This is a genomic window from Maritimibacter sp. HL-12, from assembly GCF_900177545.1.
Classification (GTDB): Bacteria; Pseudomonadota; Alphaproteobacteria; order Rhodobacterales; family Rhodobacteraceae; genus Sinisalibacter.
The window spans coordinates 2,720,149-2,746,108 of sequence record NZ_FXBQ01000001.1; the positions used below are offsets into that span (position 1 = coordinate 2,720,149).

Below are 25,960 nucleotides of genomic sequence, written 5' to 3' on the forward strand. Positions count from 1 at the left end.
CCCCGCCGGCTGACGATTTATCGGGTCTCGCGGCCACGCACAAGTGCAGGGCCGCCGCGGGCGGCTCCGTCGGCCATTTTGCGCGCTGCGGGTTTGGCGCGCGACGGCTTGGTTGGCGACCTCAACCGGCATCGCTGCCCGAGGGTCCGGCATCCCGGGACGGGCAGCTCGGCTGACCGGCGCGGAAATAAGTTTCGGGCAGATGACGAGCCTCGGTGACGATCCGGTTGCGCGTCGCGTCCCACGGCAGGTGTCGCTCCCAGACAAGGTGACCCTCGGGATCGACTTCCAGCACGCGCCCCCGCTCCGCCTCCGTCAGCAGCAGGTTGCCGCCTGGCAGAACCTGGTGCTTGCCGCGCCGCCAAGAGAAGAAGGGAAGGTCTTTGCCGCCGTCGAAGACCACCGAGAGGCTGTCATCGGCGGGGTCGATCCGCCGGATCATAGAACGCCCCGTCCCGGTTGCGTTGTCGAAGACGGTGATCGTTCCGTCGGGCTGAAAGTCCGGGTCGTGTTGCCTGATCCAGGGGCCATGGTGCCACCATTTCAGACGGGCATTCGCGGGATCGACCACCGCGACCAGGTTGATCTCGCGCAGGCTGAAAAGGATGTCGCCGGCTGCAAACATCGGGAAGGCGTCGGCCATACCTGCCCGCAGCGTTTCGGCGTCGTTCGGGTGGAACGGGTCGTCAAGGTAGCGAATGCTGTCGCCGGATACCTCCAGCCGTTCGGTGCGCAACTGGAGATACGCGCTTTGCGCGCCGCGGTCGGCCGGAACGAGATCGCGCGGCACGTCGAGCACCAGCAGTTCTTCGCCGGTGGCCGCGTCGAGACGCACGATCGCTTCGTCACGCCACGTGACGATCGCGCCGTCGTCGTCACGCGTGATCGAGTGATGATAATTGCCGTTGACCGTCCAGACCGGCGCGCCGCAGGCGTCGATCCGCGCGATCGCGTTGCCATGGTCGAAAGCGACCGCGATCGAGCCATCCTCGAACACCTCCAGCCCGTGCAGCAGGACGTTGCGCGGGTTCATCTCGCGATCGAGCAGGTCGTAGTGGATCGGCCATTCGTGCACCTGATGTCCATCGCGGTCGAACATCCGGACGACATGCAGGGTCTCGGAAAAGTTGCCCAGCGACCCGGAGATCAGCACGTGACCCGGCGTCGGCACAGCGTCCGGCGTGCGCCGGTATCCCCGGTCGGGGTCCGGATCGGGGCCAGCCGAGACGAGATGCCGTGTCGGGACGAGGCCTAGGTCGTTGCGCCAGTGTTCGGCGAGGTCCAGAACGGTCTCGTGCGCCAGGGCGATCTGTCGGGCCGGGAACCAGCCCCGCAGCGCCGCAAGCGCGCCGTAGGCAACGCAGAGCACCGCGATCGAAAGGACGAATGCCCCGGCGGCCAGGCGGTCGGCGCGCGGGGAACTCATGCCGACCTCGGGGCGGTTTCGCGCGACTGCGCGCGGCGGCAAAGCTCGGCGTGCAGCGCGCGCGCCCGCCGGATCAGCGCCGGTTGTGCCCCGGCGAGCATCGGCGCAGGCGAGGGCGGCCGCAGCCTGCCCGCTTGCTCGGTCAGGGCCTCGGGCGCGTCGAGCTCCAGCGCCGCCGCAAGCGCGTGAAGGCGCGGCACCGGATCGCGGCACAGCGCGTCATGGTCGAGGAGGACCACCCGCTCCCCGGCGCGCGCCAGCACGTGAGTGTAGGCGCGGATCCAGTACGCCAGCCAGAAATCGACGGTCTCGGCCTCGGCCGGGTCGGCAGGCGTCCCGTCGAAAGCGATCGGTCGCAGCGCCGCGCCGAACTCGAAATGACCGAGCCCCTCCATGTAGTGCCGGGTGAAGGGGTCGCGCTTGTGCAGGTCGGCAAAGCGTCTGTGCTGGCGCATCAGCGAAGCGACCTGCGCGGCCGGATCGCGCAAGGGGATCACGATGGTCGCGTCGGGGTGCATCGCTTCGAGCAGCGGCAGCCGTGCGATGTTGGCGTTGTTCTTCGACAGGTAGCGCCGGGCCCCGGGCCTGGTCGCGACGATCTTGGTCATGTGGCGGCGCAGGAACGCCTCGAACGCCGGGTCGCGGTCGTTGCCACTCCAGGGGAGGATATGATCGGGCCGGTAGTGGCCGGGCCAGAACGCCAGCCAGACCATCTCCTCGAACCCCTCGGGGCTGTCGATGCCGACCTCGATTCCGTCGCCATGGGCGCGCTCGGCGGGTGTCGACGGCTTCCGGAAGGCGGACGAGAACCCGCCCCAGAGCAGCGGCGCGAGCGTGAAGGGCATGTGCCGGTAGGTCGCCGAGGCGAACTCCGGGCAGCGCGCAAGCATCTGCAGAAGGATCGTCGTGCCGGCCCGGGGCAACGAGGTGATGAAAACCGGCCGTGCGGCATGCGCCGGATCCATGCGCCGCCGGTAAAGCCGGGTCTCAAGGCCGGCCAGCCGCCGCTGGCGGTCGGGCGAGGCGAAGGCAAGGTTGTGCAGCGCTTTGTCGAGCGGGCCGTAAGGCACCTCTGTTCCGCCGTCATCGCCGCCGCCTGTTGCCCCGCCGAGGCGATCGAGGGCGATCCACGCCGCCACCGCCCCGGCGCTGGTGATCAGGACGAACGGCCAGCCGGTTGCGATGCGCAGCGCCGCGTCCAGAGTGTAGAAGCCCGCCGCCGCACCCGACCACACCACCAGCGCGGCCGCGGCCAGCGCCGCGACCCCGATGCCGCCGATCAGCAGGAAACGCCCGACAAGGCGGATCGACGCGCGCCGGACGGCGGTTTCCTTGGTGTCCTCCGAGAGATCCGGATCGGTCATGACGCCGAAGGCGTCCTGTGCCGTGCCGATGACATCGCGCGCGATGGCCGCGGCATGCGTGAGCCTGAGAACGGCCACGAAAGCGACCAGCCCGGCGATGAGGAATGCGACCGTCATTCGCGGTTGCGGTCGGTCTTCTCGGCATCGGACCGGTCATTGCGATTGCGCCGCAGTCGCTTCAGCGGGTACCAGACGAAGCCGATGATCGCGAGGCCGAGCGCCAGAACCAGCGCAAGCACGGTGCCGAGCGCCGTCAACCCGGCCCCGGGACCGATATAGGCCTGCGCCGCCTGAGGAAACATCGTGGCAGCGGCAATCGCTGCCCCGACCGCGCGAGATTGCCGCCCCGAGACCGGCGCGCGGCGGACCATGCGAGGGCCCGACATGCGGTTTTCGTCCATCATGAAAATGAGTCAAAGCAGAAACGGCAGCGGATTGCCATCGCCGCGGAGCTGACCTCGAAAAGCCAGCGTGTCATTGCCGACGGCAATGCAGCCACTCTTCGCCCCGCCGCCCGCGCCGGCACCCGCCTCGCGCCACGGCAACGCCGGCTTGCGCGTCGGGGCATCTTCGGACGGTCGCGCGATCACGCGCCCGCGTCGTCGCGTCCGACACCCACGCGCGAGCGGTGCGGCCCGTAGAGGCTGGCCAGACCCAGTATGACACCGGAAACGGCGGCGATCATGCCCGCCGCGCTGACGGCATTCTGACTGCCGAACCAGAGCGGGCCGTAACCGGCGAGCGTGTAGCCCAGCACCGCCGACAGGATGGCGAAGCCCACCGACCACCAGACCTGCGCGCCGAGGCGGTTGGTCATCAGCCGCGCCGCGGCAGGCGGGCAGATGAACATCGCGATCACGATGATCGAGCCGACTGCATCGAAGGCCGCGACGGCGGCGATGGCCGCGGTGATCACGAGGCCGAAGCCGAGCGCCGAAGCCGGGATTCCCAGCGCCCGCGCGAAGCCCTCATCGAAGGTGGCGATCTTGAGCCAGCGCCAGAACACCAGGGTCAGCGCGACGATCAACAGGCAGACAACGGCCATGCGGCCAAGTTCCGGCGGCAAGCTGGCCAGCGCCACGGGGTCTAGGAGCGATCCCCATCCCGAGGCACGAAACCAGATCAGCGATTCAAGGTTGCCCATCAGCGCGTGCTCGACGTCGAGGTGGACGTTGGAGGTGTCGCTCTGTTCCAGCAGCAGCACGCCGCCGGCGAACAGGGTGGTGAACACGACTCCCATGGCCGCGCCGGGTTCGATCTTGCCGAGCCGCTTGACCGCCTCGATGAGGATCACCGCGACGATGGCGGCCGCCGCCGCGCCGATCAGCATCGGGATTGCGGCGACGGTGCCGGTCAGCAGGAAGGCGACGACGATGCCGGGCAGAACGACATGGCTGATCGCGTCGCCGATCAGGGCCTGGCGGCGGAGGATCAGGAAATTGCCGGGCAAGGCGCAGGCGATGGCGGCCAATACCCCGATCAGGATCGGCGTCAGGGAGAACTGGACGAACTCGGCTCCCATCAGGCCAACCCTTCCACCGGGAATGGCGTGCCTAGGCGGCGGTCGAAATCCTTGATCTCGTCGCGGGTGAAGACGTCCTCGATCGGGGTCAGGCCATCATACCGGCCGGTCAGCCCCGCATCCTGGTGCACTTCGCGGGCGACCGCCCAGCGACGCTCGTCGCGCGCCACCTTGGCGGCCTGGGCGCGGCCCGCTTCGGTTGGCACGCCATCGGGGCGGATCAGGCCTTCTCGCGCCAGCAGGCGCAAGGTGTATGGTTCGCGGATCGGCTCCTGACGTGCCAGCGAAAGAAGCCCTTGCCGGCGGTGCACGCGAGCCTGAAAACGGCGGTGGCGGATGATGGCTGCAGACACGCCGCGCACCGGGGCGAAGATCAGCGACAGCACGAACATGACCGCCGTGACCAGAACGATGATCGGCCCCGTCGGCACGGCCGGGGCGGAGGCCGAGATCGCCGCGCCGACATAGGCCGCAACGCCACCGATACAGCCGGCAATCCAGAGGATACGGTTCGAGCGTTCGGTCCAGAACCGGGCGGTGACAGCGGGGATGATCAGCATCGCAACGATCAGGATCAGGCCCACCAGCTTGAGCCCGATCACGGTGACCATCATCACCAGCCCCATCATCGTCAGGTCGATCCGCCGCACGTTGTAGCCAAGCGCGGCCGCATATTCGGGATCGAACGACACCAGTGTCATCGGGCGGCGCATGAACCAGGTTGCCAGAACCGCGATCGAGCCGCCGATGGCGATCACCACCGCGTCACTGTAGAGCATGCCTGCGGTCGATCCGAGAAGGAAGCTTTCGAGCCCGGCCTGCCGCCCCGCGCTCATCGTCTGGATGACCGTCAGGAGCACGATGCCGATGCCGAAGAACACGCCCAGCACCGCGCCGATTGCCGCATCCTCGGCAAGGCGGGTGCGCCGGGCGATCCATTCGATCAGCAGAAGCCCGATCCAGGCGGTGGCGGCCGACCCGATGAGCAGCCCGACGAGGTTGCGACCGTCACCGCCCAACAACACCATCACGATGAACGCGATACCGATACCGGGCAGGGTTGCATGGGCCACCGCGTCGGAGACGAGGGCGCGCTTGCGCAGGAACATGAACGTGCCCGAGGTGCCTGCGGCGAACCCGAGAAGACCGGACCCGATCATCACCAGAGCAGCGTTGTAGCCGGCCTGCAGCAGAAGCGCGTCCAGAAACCCGCTCATGCGGCCCCCCCGGACAAGGTCAATTCGCTGATATGCGTGGCCGACAGCCGCCCGCCGTAGGTTGCATTCAAATTCTCCGCGGTGAAGGCGGTCTGTGCAGGCCCTTCGGCAATCCGCCGCACGTTGATGAGGAAGACGTAATTGAAGTAATCCCGGACCGTCGACAGGTCGTGATGGACGGCCACGACCGCCTTGCCCTCCGACTTGAGCAGTTTGAGCACGTCAACGATCGCGCGCTCGGTGGCGGCATCTACCCCGGCGAAGGGTTCGTCGAGCAGGTAGAGATCTGCATCCTGCGCCAGCGCCCGGGCGAGGAAGACCCGCTGCTGCTGGCCCCCCGACAACTGGCCGATCTGGCGATGCGCGAAGTCGGCCATGCCGACGCGGTCGAGGCACGCCTGTGCCTGCGCCGTCATGAGGCCTTTCAAGCGTCCCAACAGCCCGACCTTGCGGTAGAGGCCCATCTGCACGACGTCGATCACGGTGGTCGGAAAATCCCAGTCGACGCTGGCGCGCTGCGGGACATAGGCGATGCGGTCGCGCGCCTGTGCCAGAGGTTTGCCGAATACCCAGACTTCGCCGGACAGGCGCGGGATCACCCCCAGAGATGCCTTCAGGAGTGTCGACTTGCCGGCGCCGTTCGGTCCGATGATGGCCGACATCGACCGCGCCGGGAAAGTGGCATCGACCGAAAACACCGCCGGCTTCTCGCCGTAGGAGACGGTCATCCCGCGCATGGCGAGCGGGCTGTCGGGCGGGGGCATGGCCGCCCGCAGGTCCTGACCGTCTTCTGCCGCGATTTTCACAGCGCTGCGCGTCATCCGGGGGCCCATCAGTTGAGGAGATCCGACATCCCGCGTTCAGGCGCTTCGCCCCCGAGCGCGCGCGCGATCACCGTTGCATTGTGGTCGATCATGCCGAGATAGGTGCCTTCGTAGGTGCCATCCTCGCCCATTGCGTCGGAGAACAACTCGCCGCCGATGACCACCTCATGGCCCCGCGCGGCGGCACCTTCGACCAGCGCGCGGATGTTGCGGTCAGAAACCGATGTCTCGACGAAGACCGCGCCGATCTCGCGCTCGACCAGCATGTTGACCAGTGCGCCGATGCGCTGGAGACCCGCCTCCGATTCCGTCGAGATCCCCTGGATTCCAACGACCTCGAACCCGTAGGTTGACCCGAAATAGTTGAAGGCGTCATGGGCGGTGAGCAGAACGCGGCTGTCGGCGGGGACCGATGACAGAACCTCGGTGGTGTATTGCGCGAGGGCGCGCAGCTCTTCGAGATAGGCATCGGCATTGGCGCGGAAGGTTGCTTCCTGCCCCGGCGCAGCCGCGATCAGCGCATCGCGCACATTCAGCACCACGCGCGACCACAGGTTGGGGTTCATCCAGACGTGCGGGTCGAATTTGTCGTCGTAATCGTCGTGTCCGATCAACAGGTTGCGCGGCAGGTTTTCGGCTACGGCGACGACGTTTCCGTCATCTTCGAGCCCGCGCATGAATTCTTCCATCTGGGCCTCCAGGTAAAGGCCGTGCCAGAGAACGAGATCCGCGTTGGCCAGTGCCACGATGTCGCTTCGGGTCTGCCGATAGGCATGCGGATCGACGCCGGGGCCCATCAGCGTGCGGACCTCGACGAGATCGCCACCGACTTCGCGCGCCGCATCGCCGATCATCCCGGTGGTGGCCACGACATCCAGCCGCTCCTGCGCCACGGCCCAGCCTGAAGGCAAGGCGATCACGATGGCCGCCAGGGCACCGAGGACGGCTCGCTTCGACAGATTCATGCGTGTCCCTTTCTGCAACGTCGCCGACGGATTCGGCTGACCCGGTTATTGCTATTGCGAAGCATTCGCAATGTCAACGCACTTGCGACGCATTCGCAAAAGTCTTGCCATGGCGGCGATCCCGGGGCATTGTCGGCCCATGAACAAGAACCTCGACTTCGGTGATTGCGACAAGCTGCTCAGGCTGGCGGGCTTGCGGATCACACCGCAGCGGCAGGCGATCACCCGTGTCATGATGGAATCTCTCGATCACCCCGACGCGGAGCAGGTGTTGGCGAGAGCACGCGAACGCGACGCCAGCATCAGCCAGGCCACCGCCTATCGGACCCTCGCGGTGCTCGCCGAGAAGGGGCTCATCCTCACGCATACCTTCGATGGCGGCGTCACCCGATTCGAACTGGCCAACCGTCCGCATCACGATCACATCGTCGATATCGACAGCGGCGAAATCACGGAGTTCGTGTCGGCCGAAATCGAACGTCTTCAGAGACGGATCGCCGAAGAACATGGCTACGACATCGTTGCGCACCGGCTTGAACTCTATTGTCGCAAGCGGGCATGACGAAGCCTTCTTCGCGGCGGTCATGCCCGGATATCCAGGCCGGAGGCGTGGACGAGACAATCGGGCGCTCTGGCGCGCCCTGCGGGGTCTGCGAACGCGGCACGCTCGCGCCCTTCGCCCGCATTCAGGCGCAGGATTATCTGCGCTGCCCGGTCTGTGCCGCCACGATCCTCGATCCGCGACACCGGCTGTCGCCTGACGCGGAACATGCCCATTACCTGCACCACGAGAACGATCCCGACGATCCGCGGTACCGGGCGTTCCTGTCGAAGCTGGCCGAGCCGCTGATGGCCAGGCTGGGCGGGCCGCGGCGCGGGCTCGACTACGGCTGCGGTCCCGGCCCGGCGCTTGCGGCCATGTTGCGCGAAGCCGGTCACGAGATGGCCCTCTACGACCCGTTCTTCGCGCCGGATGTTACACCGCTGGCCGAGACCTACGACTTTGTCACCTGCACCGAGACGGCCGAACATTTCCACGCGCCGGCCGAGGAATTCGCACGGCTTCGCGGCCTGGTCCGGCCCGGTGGCTGGCTGGCGCTGATGACCACGTTCCAGACCGAGGACTCGCGGTTCGCGGGGTGGCGCTACCGTCAGGACCCGACCCATGTCGTGTTCTACCGCGCGCAGACCTTCCGGGTTCTGGCCGACTTCTGGGGCTGGGACTGCGAAATTCCGGTCAAGGATGTTGTGCTGATGCGACGCCCCGGCGTCGACCGGCCGTGACAAGCTGGCTGCACGAAGAGCGGCTGCAAGCGGTGCAGGCCGAGGTGCGCCGGAGCGGTGCCGCCCGCGTGCTCGACCTCGGCTGCGGCGACGGCGATCTGTTTGTCCGGCTGGCGGCTGACGGGCAGTTCACCGAGCTGGTCGGGGTCGATATCTGCCCGCACGCGCTGGAACGGCTGCGCACCCGGCTGCAGGCGGCAAACACGCTTGTGCCAAGGATCAGGCTGATCGAGGGGTCGATGACCGACCCGGCCCCGGATCTTGCCGGGTTCGACTGCGCGGTTCTTGTCGAGACAATCGAGCATATCGACCCTGACCAGCTCTCGAAGCTGGAACGGGCGGTGTTCTACACCTTGCGCCCGCAGACGGTCGTGATCACCACGCCAAACGCGGAATTCAACGCCCTGCTCGGGGTGCCGTCGCACCGGATGCGCCACCCCGATCACCGCTTCGAGTGGGATCGCGCCCGGTTCCGCCGCTGGAGCACGCGGGTGGCCGCGCGGGCGGGATACTCGGTGGAGCTTGGCGATATCGCGGGGGGGCACCCCGACCTTGGCGGCGCGAGCCAGATGGCGCTGTTCACCCGCCTTCCCTGAGCGCTGCCGGGGGGGGCTGCCGCGACCGGACCCCGCCGTTCACGGCGCGGTATCGGCCAATTCGACAAGGCGCGGTGCCACCATCGTTGCAAAGGCCCCGGCAGTCCCCGTGTCCGCGTCGGCCCCGCCGCTCAGCGCCCGGCCTTTTCGCGCGCGAAAGCGAACAGATCGTCAAGCTCGCCGGGGCGCGGGGTCTGGCCGGTGAAGCCGAGGAGGTAGCCCTCGGTGCGCGCGAGGCGGTCGCCGAGCGGTTCGGCCTGGTCGAGCGCGTGGTAGCCAAGCTGCATGAAATAGAGAATACGGGCGCGGATGTCGGCCTCGTAGGGCGCGAAACCGTGGCTTTCGAACATCGCGCCGATCGCCGCGATCCGCGCGGCATCGGCGAGGTCGATCCGCTTGCGCACCTTGCCGTCGCGCCGCGACCATTCGCGCACCGCGAAGTCCAGCCCCTGGTCGAACAGCTCGGGATCGAAGAAGCAGCGAAAGAAGTTGCAGACCGCCGCGGTGATCGTGGCCGCGTCGAGCGCGCAATGGGCCTCGATCACGGCGGTGTTGCGGCCCTCCCAATCGTCGAGCAGCGCGCCCAGCAGATCCTTGCGGCTCTTGAAATACCAGTAGAAACTCGACCGCGAGACCCCGAGGCGCTCACCGATCGCCAGCACCTTCACCTCTGCCACGCCGTCCGACACGAGGATGTCGCGCGCGACATTCAGCCAGTCTTCGCGGGTGACCTTCACGTGGCCGACGAGCGGTGCCTTGTCGGGGTCGTTTCGGTGCAGGATCGTGCGCTCGGCCATCTCAGCTCTCGGGTGGCGCGCCGCCCTCGGCGCTGCGGCGGGCGATGAAGTCGTGCAGCGCCTCGACGCGGCCCGGGTCGGTCGCGGGGCGATTGTCGGCGGCGAGGATGCCTTGCCAGACCCCTGTCGCCCGCTCCGAGGCGGTGAACCCGCCCTGGTCCTGCCAGCGCCCGAAGTTCGACCAATCCGCCACCAGCGGGCTGTAGAATTGCGTCTGGTAGCGCGCCATGGTGTGATCGCAGCCGAAGAAATGCCCGCCCGCGCCGATCTCGGCGATCGCGTCGCGGGCAAGGTCGGGTGTTTCGGCGGGGGTCGGGGTGCACAACTCGGCAACCATCTGCAACACTTCCATGTCGGTGATGAGCTTCTCGTAAGACAGTGAAAGCCCGCCTTCAAGCCAGCCGGCGGCATGGATGATGACAGTCGTGCCCGACAACAGCGTGCCCCAGAGGGCGAACTGGTTTTCATTCGCGGCCTGGGCATCGGCGATATTGGCCGCCGAGCCGCTGGCATTGCGGAACGGCAGGCCGATCAGGCGGGCAAGCTGACCGGCGGCGAGCGAGGCCGTGAATTGCTCGGGTGTGCCGAAGGCCGGGCTGCCGGATTTCATGTCGACGTTCGAGGTGAAGGTGCCGTAGAGCACCGGCGCGCCGGGCCGGGCGAGTTGGGTGAGGGTGATCGCGGCGAGCGCCTCGGCGTGGCTCAGGACCATCGCCCCGGCCACGGTGATCGGGGCCATCGCGCCCATCAGGGTAAACGGGGTGACGATGCACATCTGGCCGTTGCGGGCGAAGTCGATCAGCCCCTGCGCCATCGGGATGTCGAGCGCGCGCGGCGAGTTGGTGTTGATGATCGTGTAGCTCCACGGCTCGGCGCGGAAGGCGTCGTCGCTGAGGCCGCGAAAATCGCGCAGCATCTCGAAACTGTCGAGCGCCTGTGGCGTGCCGCGGGCATAGACGAAGGGGGCCTTGTCCGACAGCGTCAGCTTGGCCTCGATGGTGAAGTAATGCCGCAGGTGCGGTTCGATATCCTGCGGTTCGACCAGCGAGGAGATCATCTGGAACGCGTCGAAATGCTGCGAGATCTGCACCAGTTCGCGGAAATCGCGGCCAAGGCCCGGACGGCGGCCACGGGCAAGGTCTGTCGCGTGCGGCGCGCCCCCGCCGGGCTGGAACACCAGCCGGCCAAGCTCCAGCAGCACGTCGCGCTCGGGCACCGCGCCGCGAAGGGTGATCGAGCGCGGCGCGGTGGCGAGTGCGCCCGCCACGATCTCGCGCCCGATCCGCACGATATGGGTGCCCTCGTCCACCTGTGCTCCGGCGGCGCGATAGATCGCGCGCGCCTCGGGAAGAAGAACCAGGATGCCGTCATCTTCGAGCACCGAAAGCGCGGCCTCGTGGATCGCCTCGATCCGGTCGTCGGAAAACGCCTTCATCACCGGAAAGGGATTGTTGAGTGTGCGGTAGTTCACCTCGCGCTTCGGGGCCTCGGCACCGCGCGCGCGTGCGCCGCGTCGCCGCGGGCGGGGATGCTCAGGGTCGCTCATGTTGTCCTCATCGCCACGCCGTCGGGGTCATGCGGCGAGGGCGCGATCACCCGTGCTGCGCGTTCCGCCCCGACCACGTGCACGCTGAGCGCGGTGCCCTCGGCGGCGCAGTCGCGGTCGATCATCGCCAGCGCGAGCGATTTTCCGGTCCAGTGGCCGAAACCGCCGGACGTGACGAAGCCCACCCGGCGGCCATCCTGCCACACCGGCTCGTAGCCGCTGGCGTCGGCGTCGGTTGCGTCGATCTCCAGCGTCGCGATCACCTGTGCCGGACCGTTGCCGTCGCGCTCGGCCGTCGCCGCCGCGCGGCCGATGAAATCGCCCTTGTCCCAGGCGATCCAGCGGTCCATCCCGGTTTGCCCCGGGGTGTAGATCTGGGTGAACTCGCGCGACCAGATGCCGAAGCTCTTCTCCAGCCTGAGGCTGCCAAGCGCCTCGAAACCGATCTCGCGGAGCCCGAGGTCGGCCCCGGCGTCGAGCAGGGCGCGGCGCAGCGCGATGTGTTCGACAGCGCTGCAGTTGATCTCGTAGCCAAGCTCGCCAGTGACCGAAAGCCGTCCGACCCGGGCGCGGATCAGCCCGATATCGAAGCTGCCGCAGCCCATGAAAGGCAGGTCGGCGATCGGCCCGTCGGTGAGCTTTTCCAGCACCTTGAGGCTGTTCGGGCCGGAGAGGCTGAAACCCACCATCGCGTCGGAGATATCGGTGAGATGCACGCCGGGTTCGATATGGTCACGAAACCAGCGCATGTGCCATTCGCGCAGGTAATACGATCCCATGATCCACCAGTTGCCGTCGCCCCAGTTGAACAGGGTGAGATCGCCCTTGAGCCGCCCGCTTTCGCTCAGCATCGGCGCGAGCTTTGCCCGGCCGGTCCGGGGCAGGGCACAGGCCATCATCCGGTCGAGCCAGGCCTCGGCGTTCGGGCCGCTCACCTTGTAGCGCGAAAACCCCGCGATATCGAGCAACCCCACCGTTGTGCGCGTGGCCCGCACCTCCTCCGCCACGAGGTCGAAGGCGTTGGAGCGTTTCAGCGTCGGGACCTCCACGAAGCCCTCCGGGGCGAAGTAGATCGGCACCTCCAGCCCCCAGCTTTCGCCCCAGCGCGCCCCGGCGGCGCTCATCGCGTCATGCGCCGGGGACATCTTGAGCGGGCGGCCCGCGGGCAATTGCTCGTTGGGGTAGGTCATCACGAAGCGGCGGGAATAGAACTGGCCGGTGGTCTGGCGGATGTAGTCCTTGTTGTGGGCGTAGTCGCCGTAACGGGCCACGTCCATGCCGAACACGTCCGCTTCGGTTTCGCCGTGGATCATCCATTCGGCGAGGCTCTTGCCGACGCCGCCGCCCTGCAGGAAGCCCGCCATCACCGCGCAGGCGCACCAGTAGCCGGGCACCCCGCGCACCGGGCCGACCAGCGGGTTGCCATCGGGCGAGAAGGTGAAGGCACCGTGGACCCAGGTTTTCACCCCCGCGGTCTGCAACGCCGGGAAACGGTGGAAGGCGGCCATCAGCTCATTCTCGATCCGGTCGGGCTCCTCCTGCAACAGCTCGATGCCGTATTCCCACGGTGCGCCGTCCATCATCCAGTGCTTCGGGTTCAACTCGTAGATCCCCACGAGCATGCCCTTCTGGTCCTGCCGCGAATAGGTGAAGCCCTCCAGATCGACCACCATCGGCAATTCGGTCTCGAGCGCGGCGATCTCGGGGATGGTCTCGGTCACGAGGTAATGATGTGCCAGCGGCGACAGCGGCAGTTCGATCCCGGCCATCCGGCCAACCTGCTTGGCCCAGAGCCCGGCGGCGTTGACGACATGTTCGCATCTGATCGTGCCCTTCTCGGTCACCACCTGCCAGCCGTCGGGCACCTGCTGCAACTCCAGCACCCGGTTGTGCTCGATCACACTGGCTCCGCGCTTCTTCGCGGCGATGGCATAGGCATGCACCGTGCCGGTGGTGTCGACGTAGCCTTCGCGGTTGGCCCACATGCCGCCGAGGATGCCCTCGGTGTTGAGCACCGGGCTGAGCCGGCCCGCCTCTTCGGGGGTGATCAGGTGCACATCGTCGATTCCAATCGACTGGAACCGGCGATAGGAGCTTTGCAGCCATTCCCAGCGGTCCGGCGTGCCGGCAAGGTGCATCCCGCCGGTCATGTGCAGCCCGATCGACTGGCCGCTTTCGGCTTCGATCTCCGACAGAAGATCAATCGTGTAGCCCTGCAAGGCGGCGATGTTGGGATCGGCGTTGAGCGCGTGGATGCCGCCCGCCGCGTGCCAGCTCGACCCGGCGGTGAGCACGTCGCGTTCGATCAGGCAGACATCGCTCCAGCCGAGCTTGGCGAGGTGGTAGAGCACCGAGGCACCGACGACGCCGCCGCCGATCACTACAACGCGGTACTGCGATTTCATCGCGCCCTCCCTGACAGGCCCTGTTGTTTCGGGCGACGGTAGATCGGGTGTGCGATTCCGTCTAGACATTTTTGTCCAATGCTATTTCCATGGGGCAAGGCGCGGCATCCGGTGACGCGGCGGGGAGGGAGCATGGGACGGTTTTCGGCATTGCGGCTGCTCTACGAGGGGCTGACCGGCAATCGCGGCTGGACGCCGCATTGGCGCGATGCCGCCCCGCAACCGGCCTATGACATCATCGTCATCGGCGGCGGCGGCCACGGGCTCGCCACCGCCTACCAGCTCGCCGCGACTTATGGGCAGACCCGCGTCGCCTTGCTTGAGAAGGGCTGGATCGGCGGCGGCAACGTCGGGCGCAACACCACCATCGTGCGCGCCAATTACCTGTTGCCCTCGAACCAGGGGTTCTACGCGCTGTCGCTGCGGCTTTGGGAGCGGATGGAGCAGGATCTCAACTACAACGTGATGATGTCGCAGCGCGGCGTGCTCAACCTGTGCCATTCCGACGCCCAGCGCGACGCCGCCATCCGGCGCGGCAACGCGGTGCGCCTGTCCGGTGCCGACGCGGTCTATCTCGATGCCGGGGCGCTGAAGAAAGACTGGCCGTTCCTCGATTACGACAACGCCCGTTTCCCGATCCGGGGCGGGCTGTTGCAGCCCCGGGCGGGCACCGCGCGCCACGACGCGGTGGCCTGGGGCTATGCCCGCGCCGCGTCCGATCGGGGTGTCGACATCATTCAGAATTGCGAGGTCACCGGGTTCGACATCCGCGGCGGCAAGGTCTTCGGCGTCGAGACCACGCGCGGGCACATCGCGGCGGGCAAGGTCGGCGTCGCGGTTGCCGGCAATACCTCGCGGCTGATGGGCATGGCCGGGCTGCGGATGCCGATCGAGTCCCACGTTTTGCAGGCCTTCGTGACCGAGGGGCTGAAGCCGGTGATCCCCGGCGTCGTCACCTTCGGGGTCGGGCATTTCTACATCAGCCAGTCCGACAAGGGCGGGCTGGTCTACGGCGGAGATCTCGACGGCTACAATTCCTACGCCCAGCGCGGCAACCTGCCGATGGTCGAACACGTCGCCGCGGCCGGGGTCTCGCTGATGCCGATGATCGCGCGCGCCCGGATGCTGCGAAGCTGGGGCGGGATCATGGACATGACGATGGACGGCTCGCCGATCATCGACCGCACCCCCGTCGAGGGGCTCTATCTCAACGGCGGCTGGTGCTACGGCGGCTTCAAGGCAACCCCCGGCTCGGGGCTGGTCTTCGCCCACCTGCTCGCCACCGACACCCCGCACGAGGTCGCCAAAGGCTTCCGGCTCGACCGCTTCGCGCGCGGGCATGTCATCGACGAAACCGGCCACGGCCCGACGCCGAACCTGCAATAGGAGGGGCCCTTGATCATCTACCACCCCCTGCTTGGCCCGCGCGACAGCGACGAGTTCACCTATCTCGGCGATGCCAGCCTGATCGACCGCCCCGATGGCCTTGCCGAAGACGCCGCCGCGCGCTTCGCCGAATACGTCTACATGCGCGACAACCCGGCGGGCACGCACCGCGAACTCTGGTTTCACGCCGCGGGCGATCAATCCTGGCTGGTGGTCACCCGCAACACGGCAACACACGAGATCACCCACGTCGAACTGGCCAGCGACGTGGCGCGGGCGCGGAGGGCGGGCCGATGAGCGGGGCGTTTCGCCTCTCCGGCGGGCTGGTCGACCGCGACCACCGGCTGAGGTTTGCCTTCAACGGCCGCCAATACGAGGGGCTGGCAGGCGACACGCTGGCCTCGGCGCTGCTCGCCAACGGCGTCCGGCTTGTCGGGCGCTCGTTCAAGTATCACCGCCCGCGCGGCATCTTCAGCGCCGGCAGCGAGGAGCCGAACGCGCTGGTGACGCTGGGCGAAGGGCGCGCGGCCCTGCCCAACACCCGCGCCACGATGGTCGAGTTGACTGACGGGATCGCGGCGTTTAGCCAGAACCACCTTGGCCCGCTCGGCTTCGACCCGCTGGCGGTGACCGACCTTCTCGCGCCCTTCCTCGGCGCAGGGTTTTACTACAAGACCTTCATGTGGCCCAAAGCCTTCTGGGAGCGGGTCTATGAGCCGCTCATCCGCAAGGCCGCCGGGCTTGGCCGTTTGCCGACCGATCCCGACCCCCGGCTCTACGACAAGGGCCATCTGCATTGCGACCTGCTGGTGGTCGGGGCCGGGCCTGCCGGGCTTGCCGCCGCCCGCGCCGCCGGGGCGGCGGGGGCGCGGGTGATCCTTGCCGACGAGGGCTTTCGCCCCGGCGGGCGGCTGCTCGCCGAGCGGCACGAGATCGACGGCATGTCGGGGGCGGACTGGGCGGCCGCCCAATGGCAGGCGCTGGCCGCGCTGCCGAACGTCCGGCTGATGCCGCGCGCCACGGCGCTCGGGCTCTACGATCACGGCATTGCCGGGGTGCTGGAGCGGATCGCCCCCGAGGCCCGCGCCGTCGATAAACCCGCCGAGATATTCTGGCGCGTCCGTGCCCGCCGGATCGTGCTGGCCGCCGGGGCCACCGAGCGCCCTCTGGTCTTTCCCGGCAACGACCGGCCCGGGATCATGCTCGCAGGTGCGGTGCAGGCTTTCGTCAACCGCTGGGCGGTGGCACCCGGACGACGGGTTGCGATCCTTGCCAACCACGACGGCGGCGAGGCGCTGGCGGCGGAACTGGCCGGTGCCGGGCTCGACATCGCCGCGGTGATCGATGCGCGCGGCGATCCCCAGGTGCTCGGCACCAAGGGTCGCGGCGGGCTGCGCTCGCTGACGCTGGCGGACGGCCGCCGGATTGCCTGCGACGCGCTCGCGGTCTCCGGTGGCTGGTCGCCGAACCTGCACCTCGCGGTGCACCGGGACGGCAAGCCCGCCTGGCGCGACGATATCCAGGCCTTCGTGCCGGGTGCCGCGTTGCCGGACGGGCTCGCGGTTGCCGGGGCGGCGGGCGGCAGCTTCGGGTTGCGCGACTGTCTCGACGAGGGCACCCGCGCCGGGCAGGCGGCGGCCACCGCCTGCGGCTTCCGGCCCCCAGGGGCCCCCGGCTTCACAACCGACAACACGCAACACCCGCCCGCCCCGTTCCGGGAGCTGTCGCCGGGGCAGGGCAGGGCCTGGGTCGATCTGCAGAACGACGTGACCGCGAAGGATATCCGCCTCGCCCACCGCGAGGGCTTCCGCTCGGTCGAACATCTCAAGCGCTATACCACGCTCGGCATGGCCACCGATCAGGGCAAGACCGGCAATCTCGCGGCGCTGGCGCTGATGGCGCAGCAGACCGGGCGCGGCATCCCCGAGACCGGCACCACCCGCTACCGCCCGCCTTACGTGCCGGTCAGCCTCGGAGCGCTCGCCGGGCGCGAGGGCGGGCGCGGCTTCAAGCCGGTGCGCCGCACACCCTTGCACGACTGGTCGGCGGCGCGCGGTGCTTCCTTTGTCGAAAGCGGGTTGTGGCTGCGCGCGGAATGGTTCGCCCAAGACGGAGAAAGCGGCTGGCGCGATTCCGTTGACCGCGAGGTGATGGCGGTGCGCACCGCCGTCGGCATCTGCGATGTCTCGACGCTGGGCAAGATCGACATCCAGGGCCGCGACGCCGCCGCCTTCGTCGATTTCGTCTATTGCAACGGCTTCGCCAAGCTCCCCGTTGGCCGGGTCCGCTACGGGCTGATGCTGCGCGAAGACGGAATCGTGATGGATGACGGCACCTGCGCGCGGCTGGGCGAGCACCATTACCTGATGACCACCACCACCGCCAATGCGGCGCCGGTGTTCCAGCACCTCGAATTCGTCCGCCAATGCCTGCGGCCCGACCTCGACGTGCACCTTGTTCCCGACACCGACAGCTGGGCGCAGATCGCCGTGGCGGGGCCAAAGGCGCGCGCGCTGCTCACCCGGCTGGTGGATGCGCCCTTCGACATCTCCAACGCGGGGTTTCCCTTCATGGCCTGCGCCGAGCTGACGGTGTGCGGCGGCACCAAGGCGCGGCTGTTCCGGATCTCGTTTTCCGGCGAACTGGGGTATGAACTTGCGGTGCCCGCGCCCTTCGGTTCGGCTCTGGCGGAGGCGATGACGGGGGCCGGTGCCGATCTCGGGGTGACACCCTACGGCGTCGAGGCGCTCAACGTGCTGCGGATCGAGAAGGGCCATGTATCGGGGCCGGAACTCAACGGCCAGACCGCGCCCGCGCACCTCGGGCTGCGGCGCATGGCGGCGCAGGGCAAGGATTACATCGGCCGCGTCCTCGCCGGGCGAACCCGCGTCGACGGGGCCGAAACCGCGCGGCTGGTGGGCCTGCTGCCTTGCGATCGGGCGCAGCCGCTCACCGCCGGGGCGCACCTGCTGGAGCCCGGCGCGCCCCGGACCCAGGCGCATGATCTCGGCTGGATCAGCTCGGTCGCCTTCTCGCCCAGCCTCGGCCACGACATCGGCCTTGCTCTGCTGAACGACGGCGCGGCGCGGATCGGGACGCGGCTGCGCGCGGTCGATGCGATGGCCGGAGCCGAGGTGGAGGTCGAGATCGTGTCCCCGCATTTCATCGACCCGGAAGGAGCGCGGCAACGTGGCTGATCACCGTCTCGCCCCATCCCCGGCGATCACCGCCGCGCCGCTCGAAATCGGCGAGACCCGTCTCGCGCCGCGCCCGTCCGGTGGCGTGCACATGCTGGTTCTGAGCGCCGGTGATCCGGCGGCGCTCGCCGCGGAGATCGAGGCCGCGTTCGGCCCGCTGCCCGCGATCGGGCGCAGTGCCCGCACCCGGTCGGGGGCCATGCTCCTGCGCCCGTCGCGCGAGCGCGGCCTGTGCATCGGCTCCGGCCTTGCGCCTTCACCTGCGACAGGCTTTCACAGCCTCGACCAGACCGGCTTCTGGGCGATGATCTCGCTTCAGGGCAGCGGCGCGCGCGCGGTGCTCGAACGGCACTGGCGGCCCGATCTCGGCGATGTCGCTTTTCCGCGGGGAGCGGTGGCTCAAAGCAGCCTGTCCGGCGTGTCTGCCACGCTGTTTCGCGAGGCCGCCGACAGCTACCTTATCCTCGTGCCGCGCTCTTACGCGGCTTGGCTCTTCGACGACCTCGCCACCACGCTGCACTGGGTCAGGTGAAGCCGACGGGGCGCGCGGCGAATTCCCTCGCGCGCGCCCCGCATATGTGCCCGGTTTCAGCTCTTGGGCTTGTCTTCCGGGATCAGCCCTTCGAGGCTTACCCCAACAGCATCCCCCAGCTTTTTCATCGTCGGCAACGCCACCGCCATGTCGAGGATCGCATCGACGGTGTGCTCGACCGGTGAAGATGCTCCCTCGCCGCGCTCGCCCCGGCCCAGCCCGGTGACGTGGTTGATCGAGATCCCCTTGATCTTCTCGGCGGGCTTGACCATTTCCGCGACGATCTGCGGCAGGGCCGCGAGGCGCGCCTTCTCGGTCTCGAACGCCAGAAGCTCCGGCGAACGCTGGTTCTCGGCGGTGATCCGCGCGGCTTCGCCATCGGCCTCGGCCTGCTGGAGAATGCGCAGGGTTTCGGCCTCCTCGCGCCGGATCGCGTCGCGCGCCTTGGCCTGAACCTGATCGGACTTGCTGGTGATCTCGATCCGGCGCGCCTGCGCCTCGGCTTCCTGCTCGGCCGCCATCAGCGCGAGCGTCTTGCGCCGCTCGGCCTCGGCCACTTCGCGCAAGGTGGTGATGCCTTCCTCGGCCCTGACCACGGCCGCACGCGCCTCGGTGGCGTCGGCCTTTGCCTGGCTTTCCTCCTGGCTCTTGGCCGCGATCAGGATCGTGCGCTCCTGCTCGGCGATCTCCAGCGCACGGGCCTGGGTGATCTCGGCCTCGCGGATCGCCTGCTCGCGGGTCAGCGAGGCCGACTGGATCGCGCCTTCCATCTCGATACGCGCCTCCGCCGCTGCCCGCTCGGCCGCGGCCTTGCGCCTTGCCACCTCGGTAAGCTGCTGGGCGAGCAGGGTCTCGATTTCCTGGGTTTGCTGGATCTCGGCGCGGCGCTGCTCAAGCTCGATCTCCAGCTTGCGGCGGTTGGCCTCGACCTCGGCGCGGCGCACGCTCACCTGGCTCTCGCCCTCGATCTCGGCGCGCTCTTTTTTCGACTGCGCGATCACCTCGGCAAGCTTGCGCATCCCGACCGCGTTGAAGGCGTTGTTCTCGTCGAGCGAGGAAAACGGCGTCTGGTCAAAGGTGGTGAGCGAGACGCTGTCGAGTTGGAGGCCATACTTCGCCAGGGTTCCGGTGAGCGACGCCTGCACCTCGCGGGCAAATCCGCCGCGGTTCTCGTGCAACTCGTCCATCGTCATCTGTGCCGCCACCGCGCGCAGGGCATCCACCATCATGCCGTCGATCAGAGTCTCGAGCTGGTCGGGCTGGAAGGTGCGCCGCCCCAGCGTCTGCGCCGCGCGCACGATCGCGGCCTCTTCCGGGATCACGCTGGCGTAGAATTCCGCGCCTACGTCGATCCGCATCCGGTCTTTGGTGATCAGGGCGCTGTCGGCGGTGCGGCTCACCTCCATGCGGATGGTCTGCATGTTGACGCGGCTGATCTCGTGAAACCACGGCACCGCGAGGGTGCCGCCGTCGATCACCACCTTGCGCCCGCCGATGCCGGTGCGCACAAGGCTCACCTCGTGGGTGGCGCGTTCATAGAACCATGCGGCCAGCGCGATCAGCACGGCAGCGACGACAACGATCAGGATGATCCAGCCGAGTATGCTCATGGTGTTGTCCTTTCTCCCGGCTCAGAATTGCGGCGGGAAGTGGCGCCCGCCACGGTCGAGGGTGATCCAGCGCAGTTCGGTGAAGGCGTCGAGCGACCAGCGCCCGCCGTAGCGGCCGACGCCGGAGGCCTTGACCCCGCCGAAGGGCACGTGGGGTTCGTCGTTGATGTTCTGGCAATTGACGTGGGCAATGCCGGTTTCCAGCCGCTCGGCGATGCGCAGCGCGCGCGCCTCGTCGCGCGACCAGACCGCGGCGGTCAGCCCGTACTCGGTATCGTTGTTGAGCGCGATCGCCTCGTCCTCGTCGCGGAACGGGCAGACGATCACCACCGGCCCGAAGGTTTCATCGTGCCAGATGTTCATCGAGGTGTTGACGTTGGTCAGCACCGTCGGCTCGACGAAATTGTCCCAGGCCCGCCCGCCGATTTCCACCTTCGCGCCCTTGGCGACGGCATCGTCGATCAGCGCCTTGACGCGCTCGGCCTGCCTTGTGTTGACCAGCGGGCCGAGGGTGTTGGCCGGGTCGTTGGTGTGCCCGGTCTTGAGCTTGCGCGCGCGGGCGAGGAAGCGGTCCATGAACGGTTGCCAGATGGTCTCCTGCACCAGCAGTTTCTCGGTCGACATGCAGACCTGGCCCTGGTGCATGAAAGAGCCGAAGTTCGCGGCGCGCGCGGCGCCGTCGAGATCGGCATCCTCGAGCACGATCATGCTGTCCTTGCCGCCCAGTTCGACGCAGGTTTTCTTCAGGTGCGCGCCGCATTTCGCCGCGATCTGTCGGCCCACGGCGGTCGAGCCGGTGAAGCTGATCGCCTTGACGCGCGGATTGCCGATCATCTCGTCGCCAACCTCGGCCACGCTCTCGCGCGAGCAGGTGACGACGTTGAACACCCCCTTCGGTATGCCGGCCTCCTCAAGGATTTCGGCAAAGTAGAGCCCGCCTGCATAGGGTGTGTCTTCGGAGGGTTTGAGCACCACGGTGTTGCCCACCGCCAGCGCGGCGGCAAAGCCGCGCGAGGTCAGGATACCGGGCATGTTCCACGGCGAGATCACCCCGACCACGCCCAGCGGGAAACGGGTGGCGATCATGAATTTCTGGTGTTCGGACGGCAGCACCTCGCCGATGTTCTGGTAGCACAGCGCCGAGGCCGAGCGGAACACCTCGGCCACGTAGCCGGCCTCGAACATCCCCTTGCCCTTCCAGCCACCGCCTTCGGCCATCGCCGCCGCACAGAAGTCGCCGGCGCGTCTTTCCCAGACATCGGCGATCTTGAGCAGCGCGTGGGCGCGCTCGTGGAATGGCCGGGCCGACCATTCGGGGAAGGCTGCCTGGGCCGCGTCAATGGCGCGGCGCATGTCGGCGGTCGAGGCGTCGGGGATGCGGGCGTAGAGTGAGTTGTCGGAGGGGTTGAGGTCCTCGAAACTGCGGGCCGCCGGCACCCATTCGCCGCCGATATACATGCCCTTGATCGTCGGGGCGTTGTTGGGGTTGGTGTCAAGCATGGGTCATCTCCCTGTTTTTCGCGCCGGATCGGGACGCCACGCCCGCGCCTGGGCGGCGGCGGTCTCGATCTCGGTCAGAACGGATTTGAGGCGGTCGTGACTGGCACCGGAGAAGGCCCCGGGGTCGAGCGACGGCATGGTCTGGTGTGGTGCGGGCCGGGCCGGGTTTTTCGGCGGCGGGGCTGGATCGGCAGTGCCCGACCGCGCACGGCTGACCGCGCTCGCCCTCGACACCAGGTCGGACAGCGAGAGCCCCCCGGGCAAGGCATCGCCAGCCCCGCGCGCTGGCGATGATGGCGGGAGCGGCGCGGCTTGGCGCGGCGCAGTCGTCGCGGCACCCGGTGCCACGGCGGGCGCTGGAACATGCGGTCGGGGTGATTGTGGCGGAGCCGCGGGTGGCGCAGGCGCAGGCGGCGGGGCGAGGGATGCCAGCGCGCTGGCGGCAATCTCGTCCGGTGACGGTCCCGACGCCGGACGGGGCGGTTCCGGGGGTCTTGCGGGGTTGGGCACGGTGGCACGTGCGGCCTTCGGGACCGGCCTTGGCGCGGGCGGCCCGCCCGCCTTCGCGCCGCCGAGATAGGCCGCCTGAACCGCCGGGTCGTTGCGCAGGTCTGCCGCCGGGCCCTCGTGCACGATCTCGCCGTTCTCCAGAAGATAGGCACGGTCGGCAATGGCGAGGCTCTGGCGTGCGTTCTGCTCCACCAGCAAGACGCCGATGCCGGCCTCCTTCACCGTCACCAGCGACTGGAACAATTCCTTGCACAGCAGCGGCGAGAGGCCGAGGGAGGGTTCGTCGAGGGTGAGATAGACCGGATTCGACATCATCGCTCGCCCGATCGCCACCATCTGCTGTTCGCCGCCCGACATTGTGCGCACGACCTGCCCGCGCCGTTCGTCGAGCTTGGGAAACAGCGTGAGCACCCGGTCGAGGCTGCCCGCCTCCTCCTCGCGGGCGCGCGGCGTATAGGCCCCGAGCGACAGGTTTTCGGCCACGCTGAGATCGGCAAACACGCCGCGCCCCTCGGGCACCAGCGCCAGTCCCTCCTCGACGATCCGGTTGGGCGACATGCCAAGGAGATCGCTGCCCGCAAGCCGCACGGTGCCGGTGACCTTCCCTTCGCAGATCCCCGATACCGCTTTCAGCAACGTTGATTTCCCCGCGCCGTTGGCCCCGAGGATTACAACGATTTCGCCCGGATCGACCTTAAGCGAAACCCCGTGCAGCGCCTGGTGCTGGCCATAGGCGGCCTTGAGATCCTTCACCTCAAGCATCGTCGTCCCCCAGGTAGGCCCGGATCACCTCCGGGTCGGCGAGCACGTCGGCGGGTGTGCCTTCGGCGATCTTGGCACCGGCGGCCATCACCACGCAGCGGTCGCAAAGCGAGCGGATCGCGTCCATCACGTGTTCGACGAGTATGATCGTGCGGCCTTCGTCGCGCAGCGCCCGGATCAGCGCCACGCCCACCTCCATCTCTGTCGGATTGAGCCCGGCGAGCCATTCGTCGAGCAGCACCACGCGCGGTTCGCCCGCCAGCACGCGGGCGAGTTCCACCCGCTTGGTGTCGATATAGGTGAGCTGGCCCACCGCCATATGGCCACGCCCGCTGAGCCCGACCTTCTCCAGCATCGTCTGCGCCACGGCCTCGGCCTCGTATCCCCAGCGCTGGCGATGGCCGAACACCGCCCCGGCCATCACGTTTTCCAGAACATTCATCGAGGGCAGCAGGCGCACAAGCTGGAAGGTGCGGGCGATGCCGCGCCGGGCGATGTCCTGCGCCGGCAACTGGGTGATCGGGCTGCCGCGCAGCGCGATTGCCCCGGAGGTGACCGGCAAGGCCCCCGAGATCAGGTTGAGCGTGGTCGACTTGCCGGACCCGTTCGGCCCGATCAACCCGAGCACCTCGTGCTCCATCACGTCAAAATCCATCGCGTTGACGGCCACCAGTCCGCCGAACCGCTTGGTCACGCCACGAAGGGACAGCGTGGCACTCATACCAGACCCTCCGATCCCATCCGCCGCCGGATCGTGCCGAACAGCCCGACAAACCCCTTGGGCAGCAGGTAGACGATGACAAGGAAAGACAGGCCGAGCAGAAGCGTCGTCTGGTTCGGCACGGTGATCGAGACCCCCTCCCACAGGAAGGTGAAGGGGATCACCCCGACCAGCGGCCCCCAGAGCCGGCCGGTGCCGCCGAGCAGCGCCATGATCACGACCTGGAACGACAGCATCGGGGCGAAGGCCAGCGAAGGCTCGATATAGACGTAACGCGGTGCGAGGATCGCCCCGGTGATCGCCGCCACCGAGCCGGGCACGAGAAACAGCAGGATCTTGGCCCGCGCGGTGTGGATGCCGGAATGGCGCGCCACCTGTTCGTCGTCGCCGATGATGCGCAGGGCGAAGCCGAGCCGTGAGCGCCCGATCGCCCAGCCCAGCAGGTAGACCAGCGCGGCAAGGCCGAGAAGCTGCCAGTAGATATGCGCCTCGGTGATCGAGGTGAGCACGTAGATCCCCTTGGTGCCCGAGACGTTCTGCGCCCAGGTGATCACCTGTCGGATGAACTCGGCGAGCCCGAGGGTGAAGATCACGAAGTAGACCCCCGAGAGCCGGAGCGTGGCGAGCCCGACCAGTGCCGCCAGCACCGCGCCGATCACCCCCGCGATGGGAAGGAGGGTCCAGTAGGGCAGGTGTTCGATGCCGATCCCGGTGACATAGGTGCCGACGCCGAAGAAGGCCGCGGTGGCGAGGCTGATGTAATGCGTCGGGCCGGAGAACAGCGCCCAGCTTGTCGCCAGCACGGTATACATCGCGATGGTGACGCCGATCGACAGCGCGTAACTGCCGAACAGCCAGGGCAGGCAGGCCGCGAAGGCAAGCGCCATGCCGGAAAGCGCAAGATTGCGCCAGTCGGTCGGGGTGAGCCTCATGCCGAGCGCCTCCCGAACAGCCCCTGCGGGCGCACCAGCAGGATGACGACGAACAGCAGGTAGGCCGCGGCCAGCGTCAGCCCCGGGTCGATCACCGTGGCGACAAAGGTTTCGAGGATGCCCAGCGCCAGTGCCGCGACGATCGTGCCGCGCACGTCCCCGACGCCGCCCATGATCACGATGATCAGCGCCTTGAGCGTGAACATCACCCCGGTGGAGGCATCGAGGGTGAGAAAGGTCGAGATCAGGGCGCCGCCGGTGGCGGTGACCGCGCCACCCAGCGCGAACGCGAGGGCCGCCATCTTGCGCACGTCGATCCCCACGAGGCGCGCGCTGTCGGGCGAAACCGCGATGGCGCGGATCGTCAGTCCGGGGCGGCTGCGGTCAAGCCAGAGCCAGAGCGCGCCGCAGATCACCACCGCCGAGGCGAAGGCCGCCACCCGGTTGGCACCGTAGCTGTCGCCGAGGATATGGACCGGGAAAGACAGGTAGGAATAGCTGAAGTAATCGCCGCCGAAGACCGCGAGCATCAGCCCGACGGAGACGAAGGAAAGCCCGAAGGTTGTCAGGATCGAATCGACCTCGAGTTGCCCGCGCGAGCGCGCACGTTTCACCAGCGGGCGCAGGAAGACCAGGTAGATCAGCCAGTTCGCGGCGAAGGCGACGGGGGCCACCACGAAGACCGTGAGCAAGGGGCTCACCTGCGCGGCGGTCCAGAACCAGAAGGCGGCAAAGCCGCCCGCCACCAGCATCTCGCCATTGGCGAGGTTCATGATCCGGGCCATGCCGTATTGCAGGTTCAGCCCCATCGCGATCAACGCATAGGTGCCGCCCAGCAGGAACCCTGTGATGATGATATCCATG

General features: G+C 68.1%; 24 protein-coding genes. 7 read left to right on the plus strand and 17 right to left on the minus strand.

Translation table 11 applies throughout. From position 1 onward, the window contains the following. Positions 1–121: 121 nt before the first annotated feature. The 8 genes from B9Y97_RS13610 to B9Y97_RS13640 form a co-directional block, all read right to left on the minus strand. Positions 122–1,426 (minus strand): arylsulfotransferase family protein, encoded by a 1,305-nt coding sequence (locus B9Y97_RS13610; protein WP_139828312.1) that lies wholly within the window; start codon positions 1,424–1,426, stop codon positions 122–124. Beyond that, positions 1,423–2,907 carry a sulfotransferase gene (locus tag B9Y97_RS13615; protein WP_085527250.1) on the minus strand — a complete coding sequence of 495 codons (1,485 nt, stop codon included), beginning with the start codon at positions 2,905–2,907 and terminating at the stop codon, positions 1,423–1,425. Before B9Y97_RS13615 ends, B9Y97_RS13610 begins: the two co-directional genes overlap by 4 nt. Next, positions 2,904–3,194, minus strand: coding sequence for a hypothetical protein (locus tag B9Y97_RS13620; RefSeq protein WP_254900922.1), 291 nt, complete (start codon positions 3,192–3,194; stop codon positions 2,904–2,906). Before B9Y97_RS13620 ends, B9Y97_RS13615 begins: the two co-directional genes overlap by 4 nt. 9 nt (positions 3,195–3,203) lie before the next feature. Further along, positions 3,204–3,380 (minus strand): hypothetical protein, encoded by a 177-nt coding sequence (locus tag B9Y97_RS18165; RefSeq protein WP_176224377.1) that lies wholly within the window; start codon positions 3,378–3,380, stop codon positions 3,204–3,206. Further along, positions 3,377–4,312: a metal ABC transporter permease gene (locus B9Y97_RS13625; RefSeq protein WP_085527251.1), complete on the minus strand. Its 936-nt coding sequence runs from the start codon at positions 4,310–4,312 to the stop codon at positions 3,377–3,379. Before B9Y97_RS13625 ends, B9Y97_RS18165 begins: the two co-directional genes overlap by 4 nt. Beyond that, positions 4,312–5,529: a metal ABC transporter permease gene (locus B9Y97_RS13630; RefSeq protein ID WP_085527252.1), complete on the minus strand. Its 1,218-nt coding sequence runs from the start codon at positions 5,527–5,529 to the stop codon at positions 4,312–4,314. The genes B9Y97_RS13625 and B9Y97_RS13630 overlap by 1 nt, the downstream gene beginning before the upstream one ends. Next, complete coding sequence (locus tag B9Y97_RS13635; RefSeq protein WP_176224418.1) at positions 5,526–6,293, minus strand: metal ABC transporter ATP-binding protein; 768 nt, start codon at positions 6,291–6,293, stop codon at positions 5,526–5,528. Before B9Y97_RS13635 ends, B9Y97_RS13630 begins: the two co-directional genes overlap by 4 nt. Before the next feature lie 68 nt (positions 6,294–6,361). Continuing rightward, a complete protein-coding gene (locus B9Y97_RS13640) occupies positions 6,362–7,318 on the minus strand; it encodes a metal ABC transporter solute-binding protein, Zn/Mn family (protein WP_085527253.1) in 957 nt (318 codons plus the stop codon). Positions 7,319–7,457: 139 nt separating this feature from the next. On the opposite strand from B9Y97_RS13640, the gene B9Y97_RS13645 reads away from it, so the two are divergent. Genes B9Y97_RS13645 through B9Y97_RS13655 form a run of 3 tightly spaced genes read left to right on the plus strand, consistent with a single transcriptional unit; the run spans position 7,458 to position 9,198 of the window. Then, positions 7,458–7,880: a Fur family transcriptional regulator gene (locus tag B9Y97_RS13645; RefSeq protein ID WP_085527254.1), complete on the plus strand. Its 423-nt coding sequence runs from the start codon at positions 7,458–7,460 to the stop codon at positions 7,878–7,880. A 47-nt stretch (positions 7,881–7,927) separates the two neighbouring features. Further along, positions 7,928–8,602 (plus strand): class I SAM-dependent methyltransferase, encoded by a 675-nt coding sequence (locus B9Y97_RS13650; RefSeq protein ID WP_217809461.1) that lies wholly within the window; start codon positions 7,928–7,930, stop codon positions 8,600–8,602. After that, positions 8,599–9,198, plus strand: coding sequence for a methyltransferase domain-containing protein (locus tag B9Y97_RS13655; RefSeq protein ID WP_085527256.1), 600 nt, complete (start codon positions 8,599–8,601; stop codon positions 9,196–9,198). The genes B9Y97_RS13650 and B9Y97_RS13655 overlap by 4 nt, the downstream gene beginning before the upstream one ends. Before the next feature lie 131 nt (positions 9,199–9,329). On the opposite strand, the gene B9Y97_RS13660 is transcribed toward B9Y97_RS13655, so the two are convergent. From B9Y97_RS13660 to B9Y97_RS13670, 3 genes are read right to left on the minus strand one after another with little or no spacing between them, the layout of a single operon-like run. Then, positions 9,330–9,995 carry a TetR/AcrR family transcriptional regulator gene (locus B9Y97_RS13660; RefSeq protein ID WP_085527257.1) on the minus strand — a complete coding sequence of 222 codons (666 nt, stop codon included), beginning with the start codon at positions 9,993–9,995 and terminating at the stop codon, positions 9,330–9,332. Position 9,996: 1 nt separating this feature from the next. After that, a complete protein-coding gene (locus B9Y97_RS13665; protein WP_085527258.1) occupies positions 9,997–11,541 on the minus strand; it encodes a trimethylamine methyltransferase family protein in 1,545 nt (514 codons plus the stop codon). Further along, positions 11,538–13,946 (minus strand): GcvT family protein, encoded by a 2,409-nt coding sequence (locus B9Y97_RS13670; protein ID WP_085527259.1) that lies wholly within the window; start codon positions 13,944–13,946, stop codon positions 11,538–11,540. Before B9Y97_RS13670 ends, B9Y97_RS13665 begins: the two co-directional genes overlap by 4 nt. Before the next feature lie 132 nt (positions 13,947–14,078). Here B9Y97_RS13670 and B9Y97_RS13675 point away from each other — a divergent pair, with 132 nt between their 5' ends. Genes B9Y97_RS13675 through B9Y97_RS13690 form a run of 4 tightly spaced genes read left to right on the plus strand, consistent with a single transcriptional unit; the run spans position 14,079 to position 19,061 of the window. Then, positions 14,079–15,332: a sarcosine oxidase subunit beta family protein gene (locus B9Y97_RS13675; protein WP_085527260.1), complete on the plus strand. Its 1,254-nt coding sequence runs from the start codon at positions 14,079–14,081 to the stop codon at positions 15,330–15,332. Between the two features lie 9 nt (positions 15,333–15,341). Continuing rightward, positions 15,342–15,629, plus strand: coding sequence for a sarcosine oxidase subunit delta (locus tag B9Y97_RS13680; RefSeq protein ID WP_085527261.1), 288 nt, complete (start codon positions 15,342–15,344; stop codon positions 15,627–15,629). Then, positions 15,626–18,529 carry a 2Fe-2S iron-sulfur cluster-binding protein gene (locus tag B9Y97_RS13685; RefSeq protein ID WP_085527262.1) on the plus strand — a complete coding sequence of 968 codons (2,904 nt, stop codon included), beginning with the start codon at positions 15,626–15,628 and terminating at the stop codon, positions 18,527–18,529. The genes B9Y97_RS13680 and B9Y97_RS13685 overlap by 4 nt, the downstream gene beginning before the upstream one ends. Beyond that, the gene (locus B9Y97_RS13690) at positions 18,522–19,061 is read left to right on the plus strand and encodes an aminomethyltransferase family protein (protein ID WP_176224378.1); all 540 of its coding nucleotides are present in this window, start codon (positions 18,522–18,524) and stop codon (positions 19,059–19,061) included. The genes B9Y97_RS13685 and B9Y97_RS13690 overlap by 8 nt, the downstream gene beginning before the upstream one ends. 56 nt (positions 19,062–19,117) lie before the next feature. Here the strand turns inward: B9Y97_RS13690 and B9Y97_RS13695 are convergent, their stop codons facing one another. The 6 genes from B9Y97_RS13695 to B9Y97_RS13720 are packed head-to-tail and all read right to left on the minus strand — an operon-like array spanning position 19,118 to position 25,959. Further along, complete coding sequence (locus B9Y97_RS13695; protein ID WP_085527264.1) at positions 19,118–20,671, minus strand: flotillin family protein; 1,554 nt, start codon at positions 20,669–20,671, stop codon at positions 19,118–19,120. A gap of 21 nt (positions 20,672–20,692) precedes the next feature. Further along, positions 20,693–22,171: an aldehyde dehydrogenase family protein gene (locus B9Y97_RS13700; RefSeq protein WP_085527265.1), complete on the minus strand. Its 1,479-nt coding sequence runs from the start codon at positions 22,169–22,171 to the stop codon at positions 20,693–20,695. Positions 22,172–22,174: 3 nt separating this feature from the next. Next, the gene (locus tag B9Y97_RS13705; RefSeq protein WP_085527266.1) at positions 22,175–23,443 is read right to left on the minus strand and encodes an ABC transporter ATP-binding protein; all 1,269 of its coding nucleotides are present in this window, start codon (positions 23,441–23,443) and stop codon (positions 22,175–22,177) included. Then, positions 23,436–24,164, minus strand: a complete 729-nt coding sequence (locus tag B9Y97_RS13710; RefSeq protein WP_085527267.1) for an ABC transporter ATP-binding protein — start codon at positions 24,162–24,164, stop codon at positions 23,436–23,438. Before B9Y97_RS13710 ends, B9Y97_RS13705 begins: the two co-directional genes overlap by 8 nt. Further along, complete coding sequence (locus B9Y97_RS13715; protein ID WP_085527268.1) at positions 24,161–25,096, minus strand: branched-chain amino acid ABC transporter permease; 936 nt, start codon at positions 25,094–25,096, stop codon at positions 24,161–24,163. Before B9Y97_RS13715 ends, B9Y97_RS13710 begins: the two co-directional genes overlap by 4 nt. Next, entirely contained in the window at positions 25,093–25,959 is an 867-nt protein-coding gene (locus B9Y97_RS13720) for a branched-chain amino acid ABC transporter permease (protein WP_085527269.1), read from the minus strand. Before B9Y97_RS13720 ends, B9Y97_RS13715 begins: the two co-directional genes overlap by 4 nt. Between the last annotated feature and the right edge of the window lies 1 nt (position 25,960).

What these genes read in the sequence shown, in the direction of transcription:
- B9Y97_RS13610 (WP_139828312.1), bottom strand. Translation starts at nt 1,426, where the DNA reads ATGAGTTCCCCGCGCGCCGACCGCCTGGCCGCCGGGGCATTCGTCCTT.
- B9Y97_RS13615 (WP_085527250.1), bottom strand. Translation starts at nt 2,907, where the DNA reads ATGACGGTCGCATTCCTCATCGCCGGGCTGGTCGCTTTCGTGGCCGTT.
- B9Y97_RS13620 (WP_254900922.1), bottom strand. Translation starts at nt 3,194, where the DNA reads ATGATGGACGAAAACCGCATGTCGGGCCCTCGCATGGTCCGCCGCGCG.
- B9Y97_RS13625 (WP_085527251.1), bottom strand. Translation starts at nt 4,312, where the DNA reads ATGGGAGCCGAGTTCGTCCAGTTCTCCCTGACGCCGATCCTGATCGGG.
- B9Y97_RS13630 (WP_085527252.1), bottom strand. Translation starts at nt 5,529, where the DNA reads ATGAGCGGGTTTCTGGACGCGCTTCTGCTGCAGGCCGGCTACAACGCT.
- B9Y97_RS13635 (WP_176224418.1), bottom strand. Translation starts at nt 6,293, where the DNA reads ATGCCCCCGCCCGACAGCCCGCTCGCCATGCGCGGGATGACCGTCTCC.
- B9Y97_RS13640 (WP_085527253.1), bottom strand. Translation starts at nt 7,318, where the DNA reads ATGAATCTGTCGAAGCGAGCCGTCCTCGGTGCCCTGGCGGCCATCGTG.
- B9Y97_RS13645 (WP_085527254.1), top strand. Translation starts at nt 7,458, where the DNA reads ATGAACAAGAACCTCGACTTCGGTGATTGCGACAAGCTGCTCAGGCTG.
- B9Y97_RS13660 (WP_085527257.1), bottom strand. Translation starts at nt 9,995, where the DNA reads ATGGCCGAGCGCACGATCCTGCACCGAAACGACCCCGACAAGGCACCG.
- B9Y97_RS13665 (WP_085527258.1), bottom strand. Translation starts at nt 11,541, where the DNA reads ATGAGCGACCCTGAGCATCCCCGCCCGCGGCGACGCGGCGCACGCGCG.
- B9Y97_RS13670 (WP_085527259.1), bottom strand. Translation starts at nt 13,946, where the DNA reads ATGAAATCGCAGTACCGCGTTGTAGTGATCGGCGGCGGCGTCGTCGGT.
- B9Y97_RS13675 (WP_085527260.1), top strand. Translation starts at nt 14,079, where the DNA reads ATGGGACGGTTTTCGGCATTGCGGCTGCTCTACGAGGGGCTGACCGGC.
- B9Y97_RS13685 (WP_085527262.1), top strand. Translation starts at nt 15,626, where the DNA reads ATGAGCGGGGCGTTTCGCCTCTCCGGCGGGCTGGTCGACCGCGACCAC.
- B9Y97_RS13695 (WP_085527264.1), bottom strand. Translation starts at nt 20,671, where the DNA reads ATGAGCATACTCGGCTGGATCATCCTGATCGTTGTCGTCGCTGCCGTG.
- B9Y97_RS13700 (WP_085527265.1), bottom strand. Translation starts at nt 22,171, where the DNA reads ATGCTTGACACCAACCCCAACAACGCCCCGACGATCAAGGGCATGTAT.
- B9Y97_RS13705 (WP_085527266.1), bottom strand. Translation starts at nt 23,443, where the DNA reads ATGCTTGAGGTGAAGGATCTCAAGGCCGCCTATGGCCAGCACCAGGCG.
- B9Y97_RS13710 (WP_085527267.1), bottom strand. Translation starts at nt 24,164, where the DNA reads ATGAGTGCCACGCTGTCCCTTCGTGGCGTGACCAAGCGGTTCGGCGGA.
- B9Y97_RS13715 (WP_085527268.1), bottom strand. Translation starts at nt 25,096, where the DNA reads ATGAGGCTCACCCCGACCGACTGGCGCAATCTTGCGCTTTCCGGCATG.
- B9Y97_RS13720 (WP_085527269.1), bottom strand. Translation starts at nt 25,959, where the DNA reads ATGGATATCATCATCACAGGGTTCCTGCTGGGCGGCACCTATGCGTTG.